The sequence below is a fragment of the Rhodoferax sp. genome (genome assembly GCF_023701345.1).
Lineage (GTDB): Bacteria > Pseudomonadota > Gammaproteobacteria > Burkholderiales > Burkholderiaceae_C > Rhodoferax.
In genome coordinates this window covers 1-21,496 of sequence record NZ_JAMPXE010000054.1, presented here as the reverse complement: position 1 = coordinate 21,496, position 21,496 = coordinate 1, and the positions used below count along the sequence as shown (strand labels likewise).

The following is a 21,496-nucleotide window of genomic DNA, read 5'->3' as shown; positions in this document are numbered from 1 at the left end:
TGTGACTCTGCGTCCATCCCATTGAGCGAAGCGCGGCAATCCATGACTTCCCGGATTGCCGCGTCGCTGCGCTCCTTTCGATGAACACCGAGTTTTGGTTCGTTGTGGGGTCGAATTTATTCGACCATGGCGGACTAAAGTCCGCCCCACAGGGTTCAAGGTCCATATGCGGTAGCGGACCGGATACGGGAGGCTCGCAATGACGTAACGTCTACTTTACAGGCTCAGCCGTTCTTTGGTGGCTGCGGTCGGGCGGCCTTCGGGGTCCCAGCCACGGGCTTCGTAGTACAGCGGCAGCATGGTGGCGAGTTCGTTGAACTTACCCTTGGCCGGGCCGGTCTTGCAAGCGCCTTCCACACTGGTCAACCGTGGTGGCAAGCTGTCGTCGGCCTTGGTGAAACCGGCACGGTTGTTGAACTCGCGCTCCATGTTCCAGATGCGCTCGCCAATCAATGCCAGCTCTTCAATGGTGTACTGGTCACCACAGGCGGCTGAGATCTGTGGCGCCAAGTCCTGCAGGCCCCAGGCAAAGGTGGTAAAGATGCACAGACCCGACGAGTCAAACGCAGCGGTAGCGTCCTGAAAGGCTTTCACCAGCTCGGGCTTGCCTTGGGATTCCAGCGGATCGGTCTTGACCGGAATGCCCAGGATCTCGGACGCAATGGTATAGCCGCGCAGGTGACAGCCGCCCCGGTTGCTGGTGGCGTAGGCCAGGCCAATACCCTGAATGGCGCGACCGTCGTAGGCCGGGAATTCCTGGCCCTTGGATGACATGCTGAGTTCCGGGTGACCGTACTTGGCGGTCAGGCGCTTGGAACCCTGGCCGACTTCCTTGCCAAAACCGCGGCCATTGACGGTTTCTTCGGCCAGAAAGGCCAGTGCACGCGCCGAACCGAAGTTGGCCTCGATGCCGACCTGTTCCTTGGTCAAGACGCCCATGCCGTAGAGTTCCATGACCGCACCCACGGTGGCGCCAAAGCTGATCGGGTCAATGCCTTCTTCGTTGCACAACAGGTTGGCGTATTGCAGGCATTCCAGGTCGTTGACACCATTGGCGGCACCGAGCGCCCAGGCGGCTTCGTATTCGAGTCCGCCATTGGCGCCGCGGTATTGCGGCTTGTTCTCGATGGTGAAATGGCCTTCGTCCATCTTGCTGATGCGACCGCAGGCGATGGTGCAGCCAAAGCAGGCCTGGTTGGTGACCAGCTGTTTTTTGCCATCGGTCTTGCGCGGCGTCGCCATGGCTTCGGCACCAATGTCCATGGCGCCCTCAAACTGGTTGTCGCGATGGTTGCGGGTGGGCAAGGCGCCCACCTCGTTGATCACGCTCATCAGCACCTGGGTGCCCATGGCGGGCAAGCCGGTGCCAGTGACGCCGTTGTCAGCCAGCACTTTCTTGGCGGCTTTGGTGGCGGCCATGAAGGCTTTGGGGTCACGGATGTTGCCGACGCCCTTGGTACCGCGCACTGCGATCGCCTTGAGGTTTTTGCTGCCCATGACGGCGCCCACGCCGGAACGGCCCGCCGCACGGTGCAGGTCATTGACCACGGCCGCAAACAACACGCCGTTTTCACCGGCCTTGCCAATGCTCGACACGCGGGCCAGCGGGTCTTGCAGACCCTTCTTGATCATCTCTTCGGTTTCCCAGACGCTCTTGCCCCACAGGTGGGCGGCATCGCGCAGTTCGGCGACGTCATCATTGACGTACAGGTAAACCGGCTTGGCCGACCTGCCTTCGAAAATGACCATGTCCCAACCCGCCATCTTGAACTCGGCGCCCCAGTAGCCGCCCGAATTGGAGCAGGCAATGGCACCGGTCAACGGGCCCTTGGTGATGACGGTGTAGCGGCCACCGGTCGAGGCCATGGTGCCGGTCAGCGGGCCGGTGGCCCAGATGATCTTGTTCTCTGCAGACAGTGGATCGACTTTGGCATCAACTTCTTCAACCAGGTACTTGGTACCCAGGCCACGTGAGCCGATGTAGGCTTGCGCCCATTCCATATTGAGAGGTTCAGACTTGACGGACCCTGCGGTCAAGTTAACGCGGAGGATTTTTCCTGCCCATGACATGTTCGTTCTCCTTATGCAGCCGAAGGCTGGTTACCCAATTTATCTGCCCACTGTTCCATCTTCCCCAAACCGGTCCAGTTGGCGTCAATGAAGGTGATGGCACCGGTGGGACAGGCATCGGCGCAGGCTGGCTCGCCGCCGCACAGGTCGCACTTTTGCACCTTGCCGGTTTCCTGGACGTAATTGATGGTGCCGAATGGGCAGGCGATGGTGCAGACCTTGCAGCCGACACAGGTGGCCTCGTTCACCACCTTGGCGCCAGTTGCCTTGTCCACCGTGATGGCTTCGACCGGGCACGCGTGCAGGCACCAGGCCTCGTCACACTGGGTGCAGGTGTAAGGCACTTTTTTGCCGGTGTGATGGAAGTTAAACACCTTGATGCGCGATTTGGCGGTGGCGAAGGTGCCGTAGTTCTCGAAAGAACAGGCCATTTCGCACTGCAGACAGCCGGTGCACTTGTCTGCGTTGATGTGCAACACCTTTTGCATGTGAGGGTCTCCTTTAATGGGTGATCAATGAAACTCAGGAACAGCAGCGCTGCCGTTCTTATGAAATCAGTTACATAGCCATTGTTAGAGTTTGGCAAAAAATATAACCTAGGGACAACCCTAATCGGATGAGGGTAATGGTCAGAAATTCTCAAATTGAGACAGCCATGGATTGCCGCACTTCGTTCGCCATGACGCACCAAAAAAAACGCCGGACTAGCCGGCGTTTTCCAGAGGAGAAAAACTCAGTTAAAGTTTTTTGACATCATGGCAGGCCGCACCACACGCATTGGTGTACGGGATTGGCATGGCTGAACCAGGTGCCACACCTTTCACGCCCACGTTGTCCTTGCGCGGCACGTCATAGATGTGCGAGCTGATGTCGTTGGTCCAGTAGTTCTTGCCATCAGCCGCTGTCAGGCCCTTGCCGAAACCGGCGCCGGTTTGCATGGTCTTGGTGACGTGGCAACTGGCGCAAGTAATCTTGGCTGGATCGACCGTGCACTTGGCCTTGTCTGCCAGGTGCTTCTTCAGGTCCTTGCTGTTGACATGGCAACTGGTGCAGGACTCTGACGAATTGTTGTCTATTTTCATCTGATGTTCGAACTTGGCCGTGCCATGGGTATCGTGGCAATCAGAACAGGCCACCAACTGTGTGCCGTTGCGGTACTTGGCTGACTTGATGAAGTCGGTGTACTGCTGGTGGTGCGACTTGGAGTGCAGTCCGTCGGCCCAATAATCGTTCTTGCCCGCATCCTCGCGCGTGGTGTAGTCCTTCAGGAAGACGTTGCGGGATGTACCCGGCAGCATCATCCTGTTGTCCTTGTTGACCGGCTGGTCGTTGTTCAGGTAGCCCTGTGGCCGGCTGTGGCACTGACCGCAGATCATCGAGGCCCGTTCAGCGGCCAGCTTGTTGGGACTGACAATGGTGGACGGCATGTCAATTTCCTTGGCTGCGTTGTGCACAGAACCGGGGCCGTGGCAGGTCTCGCAGCCCATATTGATTTCGTTGGGCTTGCCGTCGCCATCAATGTCAATCTCACCATTGCGGTCGTTGCTGGCACCGGCCTTGTAATCACCGGCAGCTGTTTTGGTCAGCGTGTAACCGTTGGCATGGCAAGAGGCACATTCCTTGTCAAATGATTTGGCTTGGGGTGGGTCGGCCAGCAGGCTGGTCTTTTCGTTATAGAACCAGTCGGCGTGGTAATCGCGCCATTCTTTGCGACTGCGGTCGGCAAAAGTGTCATTGCCAAGCTGATTGAACTGAACAAACGGGAACAGGTTGGCACCCACGCGCACCAGGTAGCGCTGCTTGTAAACACCGCCACCATAGGTCATTTCAACCGGATAGATGCGCGCTGGATCCTGGGGATTTTTGGCATTCTCGGCGCGGAACTTCAGCGAGCCGTCCTTGTCCTTGAAAAACGCGGCCGTAAAGCTGACGCTGGCGGCATCGGCAGGGGCCTTGGTGCTGATCTGGTACTTGTCAAAACCCCGCTTGGGGTCATAGCCATGGAACCAGAATTTGGTGCCGGCCATCAACTTGTCCAGACCTTTGTTGAAGTCCGGAAAGTTGGAAAAATCCTGCAACTTGCTGGGCTTGCCGATCACGGTAATACCGAGGCGGTGCAGCGTTTTGGTGAAGTGTTTCTGATCCTCGTGGCATTCAATACAGGCCGAACTGCCGATGTAGGTTGCACCCACTGGCGTGTTGCCGGAGACCTTGATTTTCAAGGGCGCCCTGGACAACTCATCGCTGGTCATCGCCTTGCGTGACTTGTCGCCACCCGGCAAATACTTGCTGTTGGCAGGTTCCACATAAACAAAATACTTGCCCGCCGGGACATTGGCAAATTTGAACTCGCCTTTGGCATCCGTTTTGGCTTTGAGGTAACGGTCAAGGTTTGCGGCCAGGTTATCCTCGAGAGGCTCGTCGTTTTTGGCATCCTTCTTGATCTCAATGGGCGTTTTGCCCATGGCCACCACATCTGACGACGGGATCAACCACACCGTGGCATCGGGAACCTTTTTAAACGTCTCCTTGCTGCCGTCTTCAACCACTCCCGCTACCGTCGCATTGGCGACGCTTTTGATTTCGGTCGGCGTACAGCCATAAATCAAAAACGTCGCAGCCAGGGCCAACAGGCTCCCAACAACTGTCTTTCGCATCATGATCTCCTTGATTGAGTGAAATTAACTCCACCTGTCAAGGCAATCTTCGTGCCATTCAAGCTGTGGCAGGCCATATCACCGAAGGAACAAAAGCCTGTCAAAAATAAGTCTTCATTTACATGGACATGCAGAGATAAATTAATTGCAACAGCAAAAATTCAAAGGCAAAAATGGCCGCAAAAAAACGGGGAAAGTCTTGGTGACTGTCAAATAATCGCGACAACTGTCATGTTTCAGTGACGATTCCCCATCGCTTCATCCTGACATACAGGTTCTGCCGCGGAATGCCACTCAAACGGGCAGCTTCGGAAACATTACCGCTTGCCGCTGCAAGCAGTCCTTTCAAATACCCCTGCTCAAAGCTCGCACGGGCTCCCTGGTAGGCGAGTTCATAGGCCGGCGGAATCAAGGCGTGGCTATCGGACACAGCATACGGGCTACAGCTGGGACAGAGGTGAACTGCGTCAATCACGCCACCAGACTGCAATGCAACCACACGCTCGATACAGTGCCGCAACTCGCGCACATTGCCTGGCCAGGGGTGTGCCTCCAGAGAAGCCAGCGCAGCGGGGCTAAAGGGGCCACATTGCTTGCCAAATTTGGCATTGAAAAACTCCAGAAAATGCACCGCCAGACGAAAAACGTCACCCTCGCGCTCACGCAGCGGCGGCAACTGCATGGCCACTACATTGATGCGGTAGTACAAATCTTCGCGAAAACGCCCCGCTTTGACCTCGCCCGCCAGGGAACGATTGGTGGCGCAAATCAGGCGAAAGTCTGTGGAGCGCGGATGGGTGCTGCCAATGCGGCAAAAGCTGTGGTCCTGCAGCACGCGCAGCAGACTGCTTTGCAGCTTGGGACTCATGTCGGCAATTTCATCCAGGAACAGATTGCCGCCGTTGGCTTTTTCAAAGTAACCGGCACTGGCCTGAGCGGCACCGGTGAATGCGCCTTTCTCATAGCCAAACAGCAGGCTTTCGAGCAAAGACTCGGGCAAGCCGCCACAATTCACCTCCAGGAACGCCTGGTCGGCACGCTGGCTATGGGCATGGATCAGCTTGGCCATCACGTCCTTGCCGGTGCCGCTTTCGCCCTCCAGCAGCACCGTGGTATCCAGACCCGCCACTTGCTGAATCTGACCCAGCAAACGCGCCATGGCGGCTGACTGCCCCACCACCATGGGCGCACCGGAGGTCTTTGCCAGACGGCTGCGCAGGCTGTCAATTTCACGGTAAGCCGCGTCAATTTCAAGCGCCTTGCCGATCACCGCCTCCAGCGCTTCCAGGTCTTCAAAAGGCTTGGTCAGATAATCGAACAGGCCCTCGCGCACGGCGGCCACGGCATCGCGCACATCGGCAAAACCGGTCATCAGGATGGCCACCATGCGTGGTCGCTGGGCACGGAACTCGCGCAGCAAATCCAGGCCCTGGTGCCTGGGCAAACGCTGGTCCATCAGCACCAGATTAAAGTCATGCGCGGCAAACAACTCGCGCGCGGCTTCACCGTCGGATGCCAGTTGCACTTGCGCGCTATTACCCAGCATTTGCTCGATCAGCGTTCGGGTATAGCGGTCGTCATCGACAACCAGAATCTTGGGTAACATGGGAAACGCTCAGGTGGGGTGTTGAAGAGGGCACGGAATGGCTTGCGGCAACCAAACCGCAAATTGCGTGCCACCTTCCGGTAAATTCTCAACGCTGACAAAGCCCTGGTGCAACAAGGCCACATGTTGCACCACCGGCAATCCGAGGCCCGTGCCTTCGTGCCGGGTGGTAAAGAAGGGGGTAAACACCTTGTCCAGTATCTCCGGCGCGATGCCCTTGCCGTGGTCGCGCACCGCAAGCCGCCACCCGGGGGCGCCCGTCTCAGGGTGTGGCTGGGCCTGCAAGCTGATCACGATGGCCCCATCACCCTCAGTAGCCTGGGCTGCATTGACCAGCAAATTAAAGAGCGCATGGCGCAGCAGAATGGGGTCTGCCATCAATACCACGGGCTGATCGGGAAGCACCAGTTCGACCTGAATCTGCCGCCGTATGGTCTGGCGAAACATGAGCACTGTCTCGTTGACCACTTGCGCCATGTCGGTCGAATGGCAATCAAATTTGGACACTTTGGCGAAACGCAACATCGAAGCGATGAAGGCATGACAGTCTTGCCCGGCGTGTCGAATCTCAGCCAGCAGCTCACGCGTGCGCGCCGGGTTGTTGGCTTCGCGCTGTGCCAATTGCGCCAGGTTCACCACCCCCACCAATGGGTTATTGAGTTGATGTGCAATTTCACCCACCATGGTACCCAGCGCTGACAGCTTTTCAACCTGCAGAATGCGCGCATGTTCGGTGTCAAGCCGCAACAACTGATGCTCCAGATCATGCTGGCGCTGGTAATCGCGTTCCACCCGGTCCAGCGCAAAATAAAAAAGCCCCAACACAAAGGCGCCTACCAACAGGCTCAAGAAAGTCACCATGGTGATGGAGCGCTGAAAGGTTCCCTCCAAACCGGTAATGTCGCGCATCACCACCATGTCGCCGATGCGCTGGCCATTGGAATCAACCAGTGGCAACATGGCCAGATGCAACGTTTGCCTGCTTTCCGAGAACACTTGTGTCTCCCCCATGCGCAAGGCGGCCAATACGGAATCATTCATGGCAACAGGTATATCTGCCTTGGTATACGCCACCATGACTTGCTGGGTAAACCGATCCCAATTCCCCTGTCGTTCGAGCAATGCCAAACCGTGTTGCCACTGTTGCGCTGGCAATAACTGTTTGTCCACCAGCACCAGCAAGTCCACCGACAAACTGTCATGGATTTCCTGCACCAGATGACCTATTTCTTCGCCCATTTCGACATAACCCAACACCCCGCCGGCGCTGGGCCAGGGCGCGACCACACGCAGGGTCAGGGTGCCCAAAGCGCCCAGCTCCAAACCGTGCGTGATCTTGTTCTGGCTGCGTGCCTCGACCGCGGTGGTGCGCTTGATTTGCCCCCCAAACTCATCCGGACTATGCAAACGCACCAGATTGACCAGTTCAGGATTATTGAAATACAGGTGCGTGATCCGGTGCTCGGAACGCAAGGTTTGAAACAACGGACCGGCTTCGCGCAACAAGGCGTCCCGGTCCTGGGCGGCAAACGCGGCACCAATCGCAGGAATGCCTTGCATGGTATGCATCACAGCACGCATCAGACTGGTGTCCTTGTCCAGTTTTTGATTCACCAACTTGGCCACGGCTGCGACCCGCCCGGACAAGGCCCGATCACGCACCTGCACCTGCAAAAAATAAGCCGTTGTGACAAAAGCCGTCAAAATGAAGGTCAAAACCATCGCAAATGGCCACATCAACGTGGCCTTGACGCGGCGCGGCGAGGAAATAGTCACATTGGATTTCACTTATAAGGTGTGCCTGCATCTGAACACCCTGACAAGTATAGACACACCCATTGACCCAAAATGCGATAAATTCAGACACCAACCGACCGGAACATGAACGCCGCCAACCCAAGCACCCAAACCGAGGCATCGCCCAGCCGCCTGGCGCGCATTGCCCAGGCGCGCCAAAGCCTGATGCAAGAGGGCGGTTCTTTAGGGACCGGCTGGGTGGCGCCCTGGGTCGAACGTTCCTGGCAACGCTGTCTGAATTTGGGCTTGGAACCCAGCAGCCATGTCAGTTTTGCACAAGTCACTGCGCCCATGCTGCGCCATACCCTGGAAGCCAACCAGCATTTGATGGAAGCAGCGCACCCCATGCTGCAAAACCTGGCGCGCGCTATTGTCAACACTCGCTACTTTGCCATCCTGACCAATGCCGACGGGGTGGTGGTCGATGCCTGCGGCGCCATTGACCACGCCGACCCACGCGCGCACCAGATCACCCGGGTCGGCACCGACCTGTCCGAGCGCAGCATTGGCACCACCGCCATTGGCACGGCGCTTGCTGAACGGCAACCGGTCTGGTTGCACCGTGGCGAGCATTTTTTTGAGGCCACGTCGGTTTACAGTTGCGCAGGAGCGCCGCTGTTTGGCCCCGATGGTGGCTGTGTGGGCATGCTCGATGTGACCGGAGTCGATGCGCAGGAGCGCCCGGAACTCAAACACCTGGTCATGCAGTCGGCCTGCAAAATTGAAAATGCCCTCGTCACCGCCCTGCCCCATGCCCTGCTGCTGCGTTTGAACTGGCCGGGCAACGCTCTGGGCAGCGATGCCGACGGCATGTTGTGCCTGGACGCTGAGGGCTGGATCACCGGGGCCAACCCGGTGGCACGCCAGATGGTGCCAGGCTTGGCAGGGCCGGACCAGGCAGTAGTGCATGTCAGTGAAGTTTTTGGCATGCCGTTCGAGCCTTTGTTTGATGCCGCCAAACGACCCGGCTGCCCGATTGAATTACCGCTCTGGAGCGGCCTGCGCCTGCAAGCCCAGGCCATCACCCGTGCCGACGAAGCCCGCACGCTGCAAGCCGGTGCGGCACCAGCGCGGGCACTGCGCGCGGTCGAGGCCGACATGATCCGCAAGGCGGTGGACGATGCCCGTGGTAATGTCGGCCAGGCCGCCCGCACACTGGGGATCAGCCGTGCCACGCTGTACCGCAAGCTGGGGCAAAAATCGTCGTGAAATCGCGGCCACTCTGGCCTCTGTCAAAAAGGTAAATGATTGAAATTACACCCCTTGTTGAATCTGGTGCTTGGATTTTTTGCACTCACCGCACCCCCCCTCAGCATGGCCGAAACAGCCCGGGTGGCGGCTGCCGCAGACTTGCGCTTTGCCTTTAATAAACTTCTGCCCCTGTTTCAGAAAAACAACCCGACGCACCAACTTGAACTCATCATGGGCTCCTCGGGCAAGTTCATGCAGCAAATCGAAAATGGCGCACCGTTTGACATCTTTTTCTCGGCGGACATGAACTACCCAAAAAGACTTATTGCCAGCGGCAAGGCGCTTGCCCCGGTTACCACTTACGCTTTCGGCCGCATCGTGCTGTGGAGCGCCAAGGTCGATGCCAGCCAACTCAGCCTGGCGAGCCTGGCCCGGCCCGAATTTCGCAAGATCGCCATTGCCGCGCCGGAACATGCGCCCTACGGCGCCCGCGCCCGGGAAGCGCTGGAACACGCGGGCCTTTGGACCCAGCTTCAAAGCAAGCTGGTGTTTGGCGAAAACATTTCGCACACGGCACAACTTATAGACACCCAGGCAGCCGAGATCGGCATCATCGCCCTGTCACTCGCCATGAACGACACACTCAAAGCAAAAGGCGGTTATTACCTGATCCCGGCCAACACCCACCAAGCGCTGGAGCAAGCCTACGCCGTCACGCACTATGGCCGCAACAACGCCGCCGCCAGGGCTTTTGCCCAGTTCATGGGTACGCCCGAGGCGCGCCTGGTAATGCAACGCTACGGTTTTTCCTTGCCCCATGAGGCCAGGCCATGAACTTCGCTGGCATGACCTCGGGTGAATGGCAAGCAATTTGGCTCACCGCCAAGCTGGCGGGCTTGACCACGCTGATCTTGCTGCTGTTGTCGGCGCCACTGGCCTGGTGGCTGGCGCACAGCCGCAGCCGCTGGGTCAACGGCGTGGCGGCGCTGGTGTCGTTGCCGCTGGTGTTACCACCCACCGTGATTGGTTTTTATCTGCTGATCGTGCTCGGACCGCAAGGCGCGGTGGGCGGCACGCTGGAACAACTGGGCTTGCAGCACCTGGCCTTCAGCTTCTGGGGCATTCTGGTGGGCTCGGTGATTTACTCGCTGCCCTTTGCGGTGCAACCCTTGCGCGATGCCTTTGCGGCCATTGACAGCCGCCTGCTCGACGCTGCTGCCACGATGCGCGCCGGCGCGCTGGACCGTTTTTTTAGCGTGGTGCTGCCGCTGTCGCGCAGCGGCATCCTGACCGCCGTCGTCATCACTTTCGCCCACACCGTGGGTGAGTTTGGCGTAATTGCCATGCTGGGCGGCAACATTGCAGGCGAGACGCGGGTGGTGTCGATCGCCATTTACGACCACACCCAGGCACTTGAGTACGGCGCCGCCCACCGGCTCTCGGCCGTCTTGCTGGGTTTTTCGTTTCTGACGCTGCTGCTGTTTTACGCCATCAACCAGCGCGTGATGAGTCCGCTCAAACCGCGCTGATGCACCCCATGATTGAAGGCCGCCTCACCCTGAAGAAGGGCAATTTTGAGTTAGACAGCGGCTCTTTTGCCTTTGCAGCGCAAGGTGTCAGCGTGCTGTTTGGTCGCTCCGGCTCGGGCAAAAGCACGCTCCTGAGGGCGATCACCGGGCTTGACCCAGACACGCGCGGCCAGTTGACTTTCAAGGGTGAGGTCTGGCAAAACCAGGCCTGGCGCCTGCCCACCACCCAGCGCCATATCGGCTTTGTTTTTCAGGAAGCAGCACTGTTTCCCCATCTGAATGTGCGCGGCAACCTCAACTATGCATTGCAACGTGCTCCGGCAGCGCCACCCGATGCCTTGACGAAAACTGCCGTCCGCCTGGGCATCGACCCGCTGCTTGACCAGGCGGTGACGACACTCTCGGGCGGCGAGCGCCAGCGCGTGGCCATCGCGCGCGCGCTGCTCTCGCAACCCCGCCTGCTGTGCATGGACGAGCCTTTGAGCGCGCTCGACTGGCGCGCCAAAAGTGAGTTGCTGGCGCTGATTGACGGGCTGGCACAGGAAACCGGCCTGCCGGTGCTGTACATCACCCACGCACCACTCGAAGTGGAACGCCTGGCCAGCCGCGTGATCTTCATGGCCGACGGGCGCATCGAACGCATCGAGACGCTGCGGGATGCCTTGACGCGACCCGACTCGCCCCTGTTTGATGAGGAAGGTCCGGTCAGTGTGCTGCAGGGCACCCTGCAACATACTGACGAGCACGGCCTGACCCCCTTTGGCAACGAGACTTTGCAATTGCGCTTGAGCCTGGCGCCCGGCGCCAACCCATCGGCCTCGCGCTTGCGCGTGCTGGCGCGCAATGTGAGTCTGGCCACGGTACAACCTCAAGGACTCAGCATATTGAACCAGTTGCCCATCACCATCGTCGCCCTTCACCCGGGTGCCCAGGGCCGCGTCACCGTCGTCTGCCTGCTGGCCGACGGCCAGCAGTTGCTGGCGGAAATTACCGCCTATTCCTGCCAGACGCTGACATTGAAACCCGGGATGCAGGCGTTTGCCTTGATCAAGTCGGTGGCGTTGATGGAATGAAATCCTGACGCACGGGAAAAAACTCGGCAATCGCCGCTTCAGGATTCGTCCGCGTCCAGCCACTTCCGAACGCTTGGCGGCTGGTAGCTGGCAAACCGATCCAGCAGCGTTGGAGGCGCTTGCTCGACGATCAACAATGAACGGTGCGGCGGCTTGAGAAACTGTTCCGCCGCCGCATGATCGAGAAAGGTACTCAGCGCATCGTAGTAGCCCGCCACATTCAGCAAACCACAGGGTTTGGTGTGGATGCCAAGCTGGGCCCAGGTCCAGATTTCGAAAATTTCCTCAAACGTGCCGATCCCGCCCGGCATGGCAATGAAGCCGTCCGAGAGATCGGCCATCAAGGTTTTGCGCTCGTGCATGGATTGGGTCACATGGAGTTCAGTCAAGTGCCGGTGAACCACTTCCTTTCGCGCCAGGGCTTGCGGGATCACGCCCACAGCCCGGCCGCCAAGTTGCAGTACGGTGTCGGCAATCAGCCCCATGAGACCAATGCTGGCACCGCCGTAAACCAGCCCCAGATTCCGCTCCACCAGCGCTTGGCCGAGCGCGCGCGCGGCACTGGCATAGACTTCAAGCCGACCCGGGCTGGAGCCGCAATAGACGCATATGGCCTTCATGACACGCGCTTGAGCACCTCGGCCACGCAGCGCTCAATGCCCACCCATACATCACTCAGGCGCGCGTCGTCAAACATGTAGGCCGGCGTGGTGATGAGCTTGTGCGTCTCGTCAATCACAATTTGGGTGGCATCGGGGGTGTTCTGGTTGATCTGACCGAGTTGCCCCAGGGCCGCGGCACAGCCCGCATCATTGCCCAGCGTCAGCGTGGCGCTGTCATGCGTTTGGTGCAGCGCCAAGGCCACCAGGGCCGGCGCAATGCAGATCGCACCCACCGGCTTGTGGGCGTCAAAGAATCCCTTGATGAAAGCCGCCACATCGGGCCGCACATCGGCCTGTGCACCCTTGAAGGCAAACGAGCAATGGTTTTTGGCCACGCCGTAACCGCCCGGCATCACCAGCGCGTCATAGTCCGCCACGCTGGCTTGCGCCAGATCCAAGCACTGTCCCAGGCGGGCGATACGGCTGGATTCTTCCAAGATGTTGCGTTGCGCACCGGGCACCGGCTCGCCGGTGATGTGGTTGATGACATGAAACTGCAGCGCATTGGGCGCAATGCACTGCACCGCCGCGCCGTGCTGGTCCAATGCCAGCAGCGCCAGCACCGACTCGCGCACTTCGGCACCGTCCAGATGACCACAGCCTGCGAGCAAGACGGCAACATGGGGAATTTTTTGAGCGTTTGTCATGAGAATCTCCGGCGGTTTTGGCGAATTATGCTGCGCACCCTACCCGCTTCACAAGCGGTGCCTCGGCCACCGGGTCAGGCAAAATTCAGCTTGTCACACTATTTCAATTCATCACTGCGATTCAAAGCACCTGCTTCATGCCCTCCATTCCTTCGCATACCCCACCAAGTCCGCACATCTCGGTGCTGTCGCTCTCTGTACCCGTGGCCATGGGCTATGTGCCGCTGGGCATGGTGTTTGGCTTTTTGTTTGTGCAAGCGGGCGCACCGTGGTGGCTGGCGCTCTTGGCCAGTGTTGTTGTGTTTGCCGGTGCCGCGCAGTTCATGATGGTGCCGATGCTGGCGGCGGGGCTGCCGGTAGCCGCCATTGCGCTGGCCACCCTGGTGGTGAACTTGCGCCACGTTTTTTATGGCCTGTCGCTGCTGGACAAGCTGCCCGCCAAACCTTGGGCGCGCTGGTATCTGGTGTTTGCCCTGACCGATGAAACCTATTCAGTGCTGACCACGCTGCCCGCCGGCACCAGCACGCGCCAGATGGTCACCGTGGCCTTGCTCAACCAGGGCTGGTGGGTGCTGGGCACCCTGCTGGGCGCAGCGATCGGGGCGCAGGCGCAAATCGCCCTGGCGGGGCTGGACTTTGCGCTGGCAGCCCTGTTTGCAGTGCTGGCAGTGGAGCAATGGCGCAGTGCTGACGCAGCCGCACCGCTGTGGGTGGCTGTCGTGAGCTACGGCGTAGCCTGGGCACTGTGGCCACAACAAGCCTTGTTGATTGCCATCGGCCTCAGCGTGCTGGCCGGACTGGTCTGGCACAAGCCGGTCGCCCAAGAGGTGACGCCATGATCAATGTTCCTTATGTCATCGGCGTGATCGCGGCCATGGCCGTGGTCACATTTGGTCTGCGCGCCCTGCCATTTCTGGCGGCCCGCTTTCTGCAAAGTCACCCGCTGGTGCAGCAACTGGGACGCTTTTTGCCACTGGCCATCATGACGCTGTTGCTGCTGCATACCTTGGTGGGAAGTGCCCGCCAGAACCCGTCGGGCCCTTGGGCAGAAGGGCTGGCGGCGGCCACCGTCGTGGCATTGCAATGGTGGAAAAAACACCCGTTGCTGAGCATTTTGACGGGCACGGCGCTGTATGTGCTGCTGCGCAACTGGGGCCCGTGAGAACCCCGGTCAAAAATTCATTGCACCGCGTTCGGAAAAAACATCTGCTCACCACCAATTTTGTAGCTGGCAATCGCGTCCTGACCTGCGGCTGATGTCACCCAGTCGACAAATTTTTGACCCTCTGCCGCTTTCACATGCGGGTGCCTGGCCGGGTTGACCAGCATCACACCGTATTGATTGAACAGGCGTTTGTCGCCTTCAACCAGCACTTTCAACTCGCCCCGGTTCTTGAAGTTGAGCCAGGTGCCGCGGTCGGTCAGCGCGTAGGCATTGCTGCTGGAAGCCATGTTCAGTGCCGGCCCCATGCCGCAGCCGCAGGATTTGTAGCCGCTGCCTTGTTTTTCCGCCAGCTCGGCCATTTTCCAGAAACGCAGCTCGGCCGCATGGGTTCCGCTTTTGTCGCCGCGCGAGATGAATTCGCCATTGGCGACAGCGATTTTTTTAAGCGCCTCAACCACGTTAGCGCCCCTGGCCTTAAGCGGGTCAGTCGCCGGACCAACCAATACAAAGTCGTTGTACATCACCTCCAGGCGCTTGACAGCGAAGCCTTCTCCCACTACTTTTTCCTCGGCCACCTTGTCATGCACAAACAGCACATCGGCATCGCCGCGTCGCCCCATGTCGATGGCCTGGCCCGTGCCCAGGGCCACCACTTTCACATCGATGCCGCTGGCTTTCCTGAACTCGGGCAGCAGCACGGAAAACAGCCCCGATTGTTCGGTCGACGTGGTTGACGCCACCACCATCGACTGTGCTTGCGCCGCCAGGGAAGCCCCCAGACAGGCAACTGAAAGTGCCGCTGCTTGTACATATTTAAAAGAATTCACGGGCTTCATGCAAGTTCTCCTCTGACAAACAAATGGGCTGCCGGGTACTGTTGTTGCAGCAAGGGCCCGCCAAAAAAATCCTGCACAGGCAAATCAGCCAGCACCCGGCCCTGCTCCAGGTAGATCACGCGGCTCGCCAGGCGCTTGACCTGACCCAGGTTATGGCTGGCAAAAACAAGGGTCATGGTCGCTGACCCGCTGGCAAACTCTTCCATCAGGGACTCCACCTCGCGCTTGGCGTGCGGGTCCAGGCTGGCAGTCGGCTCATCAAGCAGCAGCACCTGCGGCTGCAAGGCCCAGGCGCGCGCCATGGCCACGCGCTGCTGCTGACCGCCGGAGAGCTGGCGCGCGTTGCGCCGGGCCAGTGCCGACAGGCCAACCCGGGCCAGCGCCGTCAAGGCCTGCGCCCTGGCTTGACCCCAGGGTGTGCCGCGCAGCCACAGGCCCAGCGAAATATTGGCCTGCACCGACAAACGCATCAGGTGAGGTTTTTGAAACAGCATGGCCTGGCGCAAGCCAGGCTCACTCTGGACTTGCCCCGATGTGGGCTGCGTCAGGCCATGCAGCAAGCGCAGCAGTGTGCTTTTACCGCAGCCATTGGCCCCCACCAGCGCCACCCGCTCCCCCGCGTGAATCTGCAGGCTGATATCGGACAGTGCGCGCACGACGCGGGCCGACTGACCAAAGTGCACACACGCGTCGGTCAGTGCATAAACCCGGTTCAAGCGCTCACTCCCAACGTCGGCACGGGGGCCGTGCCACCCTCCTGCCTTTCGCGCCAGCGCCGCAGCCACGCGATCAGCACATTGAGCAGCAACACCACGCCGAACAAAATCAGTCCAAGCCCCAGGGCCAGCGGCAAATCGCCCTTGCTGGTTTCGAGCGCAATCGCCGTGGTCATGACGCGGGTAAAGCCGTCAATATTGCCACCCACGATCATCACCGCGCCCACTTCAGACACAGCGCGGCCAAAGGACGCAATCAGCACCGTGAGCAAGGCATAGCGTTCGTCCCAGGCCAACAGCAGGCTGCGCATCAGCGGCCTGGCACCGAGCGACTGCAATTGCTCGCCATGCAAATTCTGTGCATCTTCCACCGCTTGCCGCGTCAAGGCGGTCACCACCGGCAGCACCAGCACCGCTTGCGCCAGCACCATGGCCTTGAAGCTGAACAGCCAGCCCAAAAATCCGAGCGGCCCGGTGCGCGACAGCAGCAGGTAAACCACCAGCCCGACCACCACCGAGGGCACGGCCAAAAAGGTGTTGAGCAGCGTCAGCACGGCACCACGACCGGCAAAGCGTGCCACCCCCAGCCAGGCACCCAACACCAGCCCCAGGCTGCATGCCAGCACGCAGGCAGTGGCGCTCACAGACAGGGAGCGGCCCACAATCGTGAGCAATTCGGTGTCCATGGAGGTGATGAGTTGCAGCGCGGTGGCAGCGCTTTCGAGAAAGGTGGTCATGACAAAGTTTCTTTCGGGACAGACGCCCTCATGGCGCTGATCTTTATGGTTTAAGCTATCGTAGCCACCGATCCAAAACCTGGCGATATGAACCACCGTGCATAGGCTCCAACTCCACTACACCCTCTCCAAAGACAGCAGCCCCGCGCAGGTGCGCAATCCGCTGATCGACTTGCTGCAGGCCGTCAGCAGCCAGGGTTCCATTTCTGGCGGCGCACGCGCGCTGGGCTTGAGCTACCGCCACGTTTGGGGCGAACTCAAACGCTGGGAAAACGAACTGGGCAACGAACTTGTGGTCTGGGAAAAAGGCCAGCGCGCCCACTTGACCGAGTTTGGCAACAAGCTGATGTGGGCCGAGCGCCAGGCCCAGGCCCGTCTGTCTCCCCAGATAGAGGCCTTGCGCGCCGAGCTGGAACGCAGCTATGCGCTGGCCTTTGACGACAGCGTACACGTGGTCACACTCTACGCCAGCCATGACGATGCACTTTCAAGCTTGCGCGAGCATGCGCTGAAAAGGGAAGCGCTGGATTCCGGACCCGGCAGGCTGCACCTGGACATCCGCTTCACCGGCAGTGTCGATGCCATCCGCGCGCTGAACGAAGGCCGTTGTGTGATGGCTGGCTTTCACACCCTGCTGGGCAGCGGAAAAAAGACCCTGACCGAGCGCACCTACAAACCGCTGTTGCAGCCCGGTCAACACAAAATTATCGGTTTTGCCCAGCGCACCCAGGGCTTGATAGTGGCGCGCGGCAATCCGCTTGATCTGTACCGTTTGCAGGATGTGGTGCAGCGTCACGCCCGCTTTGCCAACCGCACCCTGGGCAGCGGCACGCGCGTGGTGCTGGACGAACTGCTGATGCAAGCAGGCTTGCAGTCGAGCGAGCTGAACGGCTACGCCCACACCGAGCCGTCGCATGCCGCGGTGGCACAGGCGGTGGCAGCGGGCCAATGTGATGCGGGCATGGGCATCGCCGCGGCAGCACAGCAGGCCGGTCTCGACTTCGTGCCACTGGCCGACGAGCGCTACCACCTGGTATGCCTTAAATCGGCGCTGGCACAGCCCGGCATCGAGGCCTTGCTGCAACTGCTGCAAACACCCCAATGGCTCGCCCGGATCGCCAAAATACCTGGTTATTCGGCACAGCAATGCGGCCAGGTACTGTCCATGCGCCAGGTTTTACCGTGGTGGGACTACCGGCACAACAAGGCACCTGCAGAAAATAGGCGTACAACATGAAATCCCGCATCGGGGCTGCGACAAAAATTCACACCTCCCCCCAAAATTGTTCCTGCCAACCTCAAGCCTTAAACGCTAAACTCCAGCGTCTTTCAGACCGCACAAAACCATTACCATGGTTCACCTGCGCACAATAATCAAATGATGGAGACACCATGACCCCATTTCTAGCGCTGTCCCGGCTGATCGACAAGTTCAGCACCTGGGTTGGCAAACTCACCATGTGGCTGATCCTCGCCACCACCCTGATCAGCGCCGGCAACGCCATCGTGCGCAAAATATTCAACGTCAGTTCAAATGGCCTGCTCGAAATCCAGTGGTACCTGTTTGCCGCTGTTTTTCTGATGGGTGCCGGTTATGGTTTCCTGAAAAATTCGCATGTGCGCATTGACTTTATCGCTACCAAACTGACGGCGCGCACGCGCAACTGGATTGACGTGATCGGCATCATCGTCGTGCTGTTTCCATTCTGCATGCTCTCCATCGTGCTGAGCTGGCCGCTGTTCACGAACGCGCTGGCCACGGGAGAAATGTCGCAAAACGCCGGTGGTCTGATCCGCTGGCCGGCCTACGGCCTGATTCCCCTGGGTTTTTCGCTGCTGGCCTTGCAAGGTCTGTCCGAGTTGATCAAGCGCATTGCTTTTTTAAGAGATCAAGGGCCTGATGTGCTGTCCCATGAAGTCAACAAATCCGACGAAGAAAAACACCTGGAAGAACTCGAAGCGATCGTCGCACGCAAATTGGCAGAGGGCAAATAAATGCAAACCACCTTTTTGGCACAGCAATTTGTGCCGCTCATGTTCTGTGGCCTGTTCGCCTTCCTGCTGACTGGTTTCCCCGTCGCTTTCGCGCTGGCCGCGACCGGCCTGGGTTTTGGTTTTATCGGCATGGAGGCCGGCATTTTTCCGCCGTCACTATTTCAGGCCCTGCCGCTGCGCATCTTCGGCATCATGCAAAACGACACGCTGCTGGCGATCCCGTTTTTCACCTTCATGGGGATTATTCTGGAACGCTCGGGCATGGCCGAGGATTTGCTTGAAACCGTGGGTCAGGTCTTTGGCCCGCTGCGCGGCGGCCTCGCCATTGCGGTGATCCTGGTCGGCGCACTGTTGGCCGCAACCACCGGCGTGGTGGCGGCTGCGGTGATTTCCATGGGCCTGATTTCCCTGCCCATCATGCTGCGCTACGGTTACAACCGGGTCATTGCCACCGGTGCCATCACGGCCTCGGGCACGCTGGCGCAAGCCATCCCGCCGTCGCTGGTGCTGATTGTGCTGGCCGACCAATTGGGCCGCTCGGTGGGCGACATGTACGCCGGTGCCCTGCTGCCCGGTCTGCTGCTGGTAGGCCTGTACATCGTGTTCGTGGTGATCGTGGCGCTGGTCAAACCGGCCTGGGTGCCTGCGCTGCCGCAAGAGGCCCGTATCTACCGCGAAGCCAATGGCAGTTCGGGCCACAAGTCGCTGCTGGTGCTGGTTCTCATTTGTTCGGCCGTCGGCTGGAGCTGGGCCCAGGTTCACGATACCCTGATGACGCGCTGGCTGGAACGCAGCATCCCCTCCGCAGGAGACGAAATCGTCATCATGACGCTGACGCTGGCCTCCATCACGGGCCTGGTGCTGGCGCTGCTCAATCGCATCACCAGAATGGGCCTGCTGTCAAGGCTGGCCGAGCAGGTCACGTTTGTGCTGATGCCACCGCTGATCCTGATCTTCCTGGTGCTGGGCACGATTTTTCTCGGTGTAGCCACGCCCACCGAGGGCGGCGCCATGGGCGCGCTCGGTGCCCTGATCCTGGCCATCGGCAAGAAGCGCCTCAGCATGCCGCTGCTCAATCAGGCCCTGGAAAACACCGCCAAGCTGGCCACGTTCGTGCTGTTCATCCTGATCGGCTCCACGGTCTTCAGTTTCACCTTCAACGCCGCCGATGGCCACATCTGGGTTGAGCATCTGTTCACCGACATGCCGGGTGGCGGCTGGGGCTTTTTGATTGTGGTCAACCTGCTGGTATTCGTGCTGGGCATGTTCATCGACTTCTTCGAGATCGCGTTCATCGTGCTGCCTTTGCTGGCTCCGGTGGCGGAAAAAATCCTGCCCGGGCTGGTGCCCGGCATGACGCCCGATGTCGCCATGATCTGGTTCGGCGTGATCATCGCCATGAACCTGCAAACCTCGTTCCTGACACCGCCCTTTGGTTTTGCCCTGTTTTACCTGCGCAGCGTAGCCGCCAAGTTCGACTACAAAGACCGCGTGACCGGCAAGACCATCAAGGCCGTGAGCACCAACGAGATCTACAAGGGCTCGATCGCCTTCATCGTGTTGCAGCTCATCATGGTGGCGGCTATCATGATTTTCCCGTCGCTGGTGGTAGGCAACATGTCCAAAGACAAAGGTTTGAGCGACGCCGCTGTCATGGAGCAGCTGCAGATGCATGATGCTGAACCTATGACCGACACCGAACAGACCGAGCCTCCTGCAGATTCAGAAACAACGACTGACAGCAACGCCCCAGCCGCCCTGGAAGCACCTCCCGCATTGGAAGAGGACATTGACCCCATGAAAGCCATGCAGGAGGCCATTGCCAAGGACGCGAAGAAGGCCAAGCCCTGAGCTGACCCGACAACGCAATGAAGCGCCGGGGTCGCGAGGCCGCCGGCGTTTTTTTGACTTGATCCAGACGAAAAAAAGCCGCGCAGCAGCGCGGCTTTTTTCTTCAGAAGAGACGACTTACAGTTTTTGCGACTGCATGAAGCTGTCAAAACGCTGTTCGGTAAAGCGGGCCCAGAGGTTGGCGTCTGCCCGGAACGGTTTCATATCCCCATAAATCTTCTTCCAGTTCGGGTTCTTGGCACTCAGTTCGGCGTAAACATCCTCGGTCGCCTTGAAAGCTGCTTTCATGATGTCATTGGAGAACGGATGCAATTTGGCACCCTGGCTCACCAGTTGTTTCAGGGCACCCGGATTCTTGTAGTCGTAGTCGGCCTGGATCGACACATGGGCACGCGAAGAAGCTGCCTGGATGATCGCCTTGTTCTCAGGCGACAAACCGTCATAGGCCTTCTGGTTGACATACAGGGAGAATTGCGTGCTGCCTTCCCACCAGCCCGGATAGTAGTAATGAGGCGCCACCTTGTACAGACCCAGCTTCAGGTCGTCGTGCGGGCCGATCCACTCAGCGGCGTCAACCGTGCCTTTTTCCAGTGCCTGGTAGATTTCGCCGGCAGGAATGTTTTGCGGTACACCGCCCAGGCGCTCCAGGATTCGGCCGCCAAAACCGCCGATACGCATTTTCATGCCCTTCATGTCGGCCAGCGACTTGATCTCCTTGCGGTACCAGCCACCCATCTGGGCACCTGAATTGCCCATCGGGAAATTGACAATGTTGAAGTTGCTGTAGAACTCGCGCATCAACTTCAAGCCATTGCCGGCAAACATCCAGGCGGTCAACTGGCGAGAATTGAGACCGAACGGAATCGAGCAGTCGAGCGCGAACGCCTCATCCTTGCCAAAGAAATAGTAGGGGGCGGTATGGGCACACTCCACCGTGCCGTTCTGCACGCCGTCGACAACGCCA

General features: G+C 59.3%; 20 protein-coding genes. 9 read left to right on the top strand and 11 right to left on the bottom strand.

The genetic code is table 11. The features are described 5' to 3' along the window. Positions 1–216: 216 nt before the first annotated feature. The 5 genes from NDI87_RS09245 to NDI87_RS09225 all read right to left on the bottom strand — a co-directional run bounded on the left by NDI87_RS09245 (position 217) and on the right by NDI87_RS09225 (position 8,109). On the bottom strand, positions 217–2,070 hold the full coding sequence (locus NDI87_RS09245; RefSeq protein WP_296274920.1) for an aldehyde ferredoxin oxidoreductase family protein: 1,854 nt from the start codon (positions 2,068–2,070) through the stop codon (positions 217–219). A gap of 11 nt (positions 2,071–2,081) precedes the next feature. Beyond that, positions 2,082–2,558 (bottom strand): 4Fe-4S dicluster domain-containing protein, encoded by a 477-nt coding sequence (locus tag NDI87_RS09240; RefSeq protein ID WP_296274919.1) that lies wholly within the window; start codon positions 2,556–2,558, stop codon positions 2,082–2,084. 249 nt (positions 2,559–2,807) lie between these two features. Further along, positions 2,808–4,727, bottom strand: coding sequence for a hypothetical protein (locus NDI87_RS09235; protein WP_296274918.1), 1,920 nt, complete (start codon positions 4,725–4,727; stop codon positions 2,808–2,810). A 229-nt stretch (positions 4,728–4,956) separates the two neighbouring features. After that, entirely contained in the window at positions 4,957–6,333 is a 1,377-nt protein-coding gene (locus NDI87_RS09230) for a sigma-54 dependent transcriptional regulator (RefSeq protein WP_296274917.1), read from the bottom strand. 9 nt (positions 6,334–6,342) lie between these two features. Further along, complete coding sequence (locus NDI87_RS09225) at positions 6,343–8,109, bottom strand: ATP-binding protein (RefSeq protein ID WP_296274916.1); 1,767 nt, start codon at positions 8,107–8,109, stop codon at positions 6,343–6,345. Positions 8,110–8,214: 105 nt separating this feature from the next. Here NDI87_RS09225 and NDI87_RS09220 point away from each other — a divergent pair, with 105 nt between their 5' ends. The 4 genes from NDI87_RS09220 (at position 8,215) to modC (ending at position 11,923) form a co-directional block, all read left to right on the top strand. After that, positions 8,215–9,339: a helix-turn-helix domain-containing protein gene (locus NDI87_RS09220; protein WP_296274915.1), complete on the top strand. Its 1,125-nt coding sequence runs from the start codon at positions 8,215–8,217 to the stop codon at positions 9,337–9,339. Between the two features lie 105 nt (positions 9,340–9,444). Further along, on the top strand, positions 9,445–10,155 hold the full coding sequence (modA, locus tag NDI87_RS09215; RefSeq protein WP_296274914.1) for a molybdate ABC transporter substrate-binding protein: 711 nt from the start codon (positions 9,445–9,447) through the stop codon (positions 10,153–10,155). Further along, entirely contained in the window at positions 10,152–10,850 is a 699-nt protein-coding gene (modB, locus tag NDI87_RS09210) for a molybdate ABC transporter permease subunit (RefSeq protein ID WP_296274913.1), read from the top strand. Before modA ends, modB begins: the two co-directional genes overlap by 4 nt. 8 nt (positions 10,851–10,858) lie before the next feature. Continuing rightward, positions 10,859–11,923 (top strand): molybdenum ABC transporter ATP-binding protein, encoded by a 1,065-nt coding sequence (gene modC / locus NDI87_RS09205; RefSeq protein WP_296274912.1) that lies wholly within the window; start codon positions 10,859–10,861, stop codon positions 11,921–11,923. Positions 11,924–11,961: 38 nt separating this feature from the next. Here modC and NDI87_RS09200 read toward each other — a convergent pair whose 3' ends face one another. Together NDI87_RS09200 and elbB are read right to left on the bottom strand one after the other, a co-directional pair. Next, positions 11,962–12,543: a TIGR00730 family Rossman fold protein gene (locus NDI87_RS09200; RefSeq protein WP_296274911.1), complete on the bottom strand. Its 582-nt coding sequence runs from the start codon at positions 12,541–12,543 to the stop codon at positions 11,962–11,964. Next, positions 12,540–13,232, bottom strand: a complete 693-nt coding sequence (gene elbB / locus NDI87_RS09195) for an isoprenoid biosynthesis glyoxalase ElbB (RefSeq protein ID WP_296274910.1) — start codon at positions 13,230–13,232, stop codon at positions 12,540–12,542. Before elbB ends, NDI87_RS09200 begins: the two co-directional genes overlap by 4 nt. A gap of 137 nt (positions 13,233–13,369) precedes the next feature. Between elbB and NDI87_RS09190 the strand changes: the two genes are divergently transcribed. Together NDI87_RS09190 and NDI87_RS09185 are read left to right on the top strand one after the other, a co-directional pair. Then, a complete protein-coding gene (locus NDI87_RS09190) occupies positions 13,370–14,071 on the top strand; it encodes an AzlC family ABC transporter permease (RefSeq protein ID WP_296274909.1) in 702 nt (233 codons plus the stop codon). Then, a complete protein-coding gene (locus NDI87_RS09185; RefSeq protein ID WP_296274908.1) occupies positions 14,068–14,394 on the top strand; it encodes an AzlD domain-containing protein in 327 nt (108 codons plus the stop codon). The genes NDI87_RS09190 and NDI87_RS09185 overlap by 4 nt, the downstream gene beginning before the upstream one ends. A 17-nt stretch (positions 14,395–14,411) precedes the next feature. Here NDI87_RS09185 and NDI87_RS09180 read toward each other — a convergent pair whose 3' ends face one another. From NDI87_RS09180 to NDI87_RS09170, 3 genes are read right to left on the bottom strand one after another with little or no spacing between them, the layout of a single operon-like run. Beyond that, positions 14,412–15,233, bottom strand: a complete 822-nt coding sequence (locus NDI87_RS09180; RefSeq protein WP_296274907.1) for an extracellular solute-binding protein — start codon at positions 15,231–15,233, stop codon at positions 14,412–14,414. After that, complete coding sequence (locus tag NDI87_RS09175) at positions 15,230–15,949, bottom strand: phosphate ABC transporter ATP-binding protein (RefSeq protein WP_296274906.1); 720 nt, start codon at positions 15,947–15,949, stop codon at positions 15,230–15,232. Before NDI87_RS09175 ends, NDI87_RS09180 begins: the two co-directional genes overlap by 4 nt. Beyond that, the gene (locus NDI87_RS09170) at positions 15,946–16,686 is read right to left on the bottom strand and encodes an ABC transporter permease (protein ID WP_296274905.1); all 741 of its coding nucleotides are present in this window, start codon (positions 16,684–16,686) and stop codon (positions 15,946–15,948) included. Before NDI87_RS09170 ends, NDI87_RS09175 begins: the two co-directional genes overlap by 4 nt. Positions 16,687–16,783: 97 nt before the next feature. Between NDI87_RS09170 and NDI87_RS09165 the strand changes: the two genes are divergently transcribed. The 3 genes from NDI87_RS09165 (at position 16,784) to NDI87_RS09155 (ending at position 20,532) form a co-directional block, all read left to right on the top strand. Then, positions 16,784–17,923: a substrate-binding domain-containing protein gene (locus NDI87_RS09165; protein WP_296274904.1), complete on the top strand. Its 1,140-nt coding sequence runs from the start codon at positions 16,784–16,786 to the stop codon at positions 17,921–17,923. A gap of 155 nt (positions 17,924–18,078) precedes the next feature. After that, a complete protein-coding gene (locus NDI87_RS09160) occupies positions 18,079–18,681 on the top strand; it encodes a TRAP transporter small permease subunit (protein ID WP_296274903.1) in 603 nt (200 codons plus the stop codon). After that, a complete protein-coding gene (locus NDI87_RS09155) occupies positions 18,682–20,532 on the top strand; it encodes a TRAP transporter large permease subunit (RefSeq protein WP_296274902.1) in 1,851 nt (616 codons plus the stop codon). A 117-nt stretch (positions 20,533–20,649) separates the two neighbouring features. Here the strand turns inward: NDI87_RS09155 and dctP are convergent. Beyond that, the coding region (gene dctP / locus NDI87_RS09150; RefSeq protein WP_296274901.1) for a TRAP transporter substrate-binding protein DctP at positions 20,650–21,496 on the bottom strand (847 nt) is incomplete at its 5' end.

What these genes read in the sequence shown, in the direction of transcription:
- modB (WP_296274913.1), top strand. Translation starts at nt 10,152, where the DNA reads ATGAACTTCGCTGGCATGACCTCGGGTGAATGGCAAGCAATTTGGCTC.
- NDI87_RS09160 (WP_296274903.1), top strand. Translation starts at nt 18,079, where the DNA reads ATGACCCCATTTCTAGCGCTGTCCCGGCTGATCGACAAGTTCAGCACC.
- NDI87_RS09170 (WP_296274905.1), bottom strand. Translation starts at nt 16,686, where the DNA reads ATGACCACCTTTCTCGAAAGCGCTGCCACCGCGCTGCAACTCATCACC.
- NDI87_RS09180 (WP_296274907.1), bottom strand. Translation starts at nt 15,233, where the DNA reads ATGAAGCCCGTGAATTCTTTTAAATATGTACAAGCAGCGGCACTTTCA.
- NDI87_RS09155 (WP_296274902.1), top strand. Translation starts at nt 18,682, where the DNA reads ATGCAAACCACCTTTTTGGCACAGCAATTTGTGCCGCTCATGTTCTGT.
- modC (WP_296274912.1), top strand. Translation starts at nt 10,859, where the DNA reads ATGATTGAAGGCCGCCTCACCCTGAAGAAGGGCAATTTTGAGTTAGAC.
- NDI87_RS09245 (WP_296274920.1), bottom strand. Translation starts at nt 2,070, where the DNA reads ATGTCATGGGCAGGAAAAATCCTCCGCGTTAACTTGACCGCAGGGTCC.
- NDI87_RS09240 (WP_296274919.1), bottom strand. Translation starts at nt 2,558, where the DNA reads ATGCAAAAGGTGTTGCACATCAACGCAGACAAGTGCACCGGCTGTCTG.
- NDI87_RS09235 (WP_296274918.1), bottom strand. Translation starts at nt 4,727, where the DNA reads ATGCGAAAGACAGTTGTTGGGAGCCTGTTGGCCCTGGCTGCGACGTTT.
- elbB (WP_296274910.1), bottom strand. Translation starts at nt 13,232, where the DNA reads ATGACAAACGCTCAAAAAATTCCCCATGTTGCCGTCTTGCTCGCAGGC.
- NDI87_RS09220 (WP_296274915.1), top strand. Translation starts at nt 8,215, where the DNA reads ATGAACGCCGCCAACCCAAGCACCCAAACCGAGGCATCGCCCAGCCGC.
- NDI87_RS09190 (WP_296274909.1), top strand. Translation starts at nt 13,370, where the DNA reads ATGCCCTCCATTCCTTCGCATACCCCACCAAGTCCGCACATCTCGGTG.
- NDI87_RS09185 (WP_296274908.1), top strand. Translation starts at nt 14,068, where the DNA reads ATGATCAATGTTCCTTATGTCATCGGCGTGATCGCGGCCATGGCCGTG.
- NDI87_RS09230 (WP_296274917.1), bottom strand. Translation starts at nt 6,333, where the DNA reads ATGTTACCCAAGATTCTGGTTGTCGATGACGACCGCTATACCCGAACG.
- modA (WP_296274914.1), top strand. Translation starts at nt 9,445, where the DNA reads ATGGCCGAAACAGCCCGGGTGGCGGCTGCCGCAGACTTGCGCTTTGCC.
- NDI87_RS09200 (WP_296274911.1), bottom strand. Translation starts at nt 12,543, where the DNA reads ATGAAGGCCATATGCGTCTATTGCGGCTCCAGCCCGGGTCGGCTTGAA.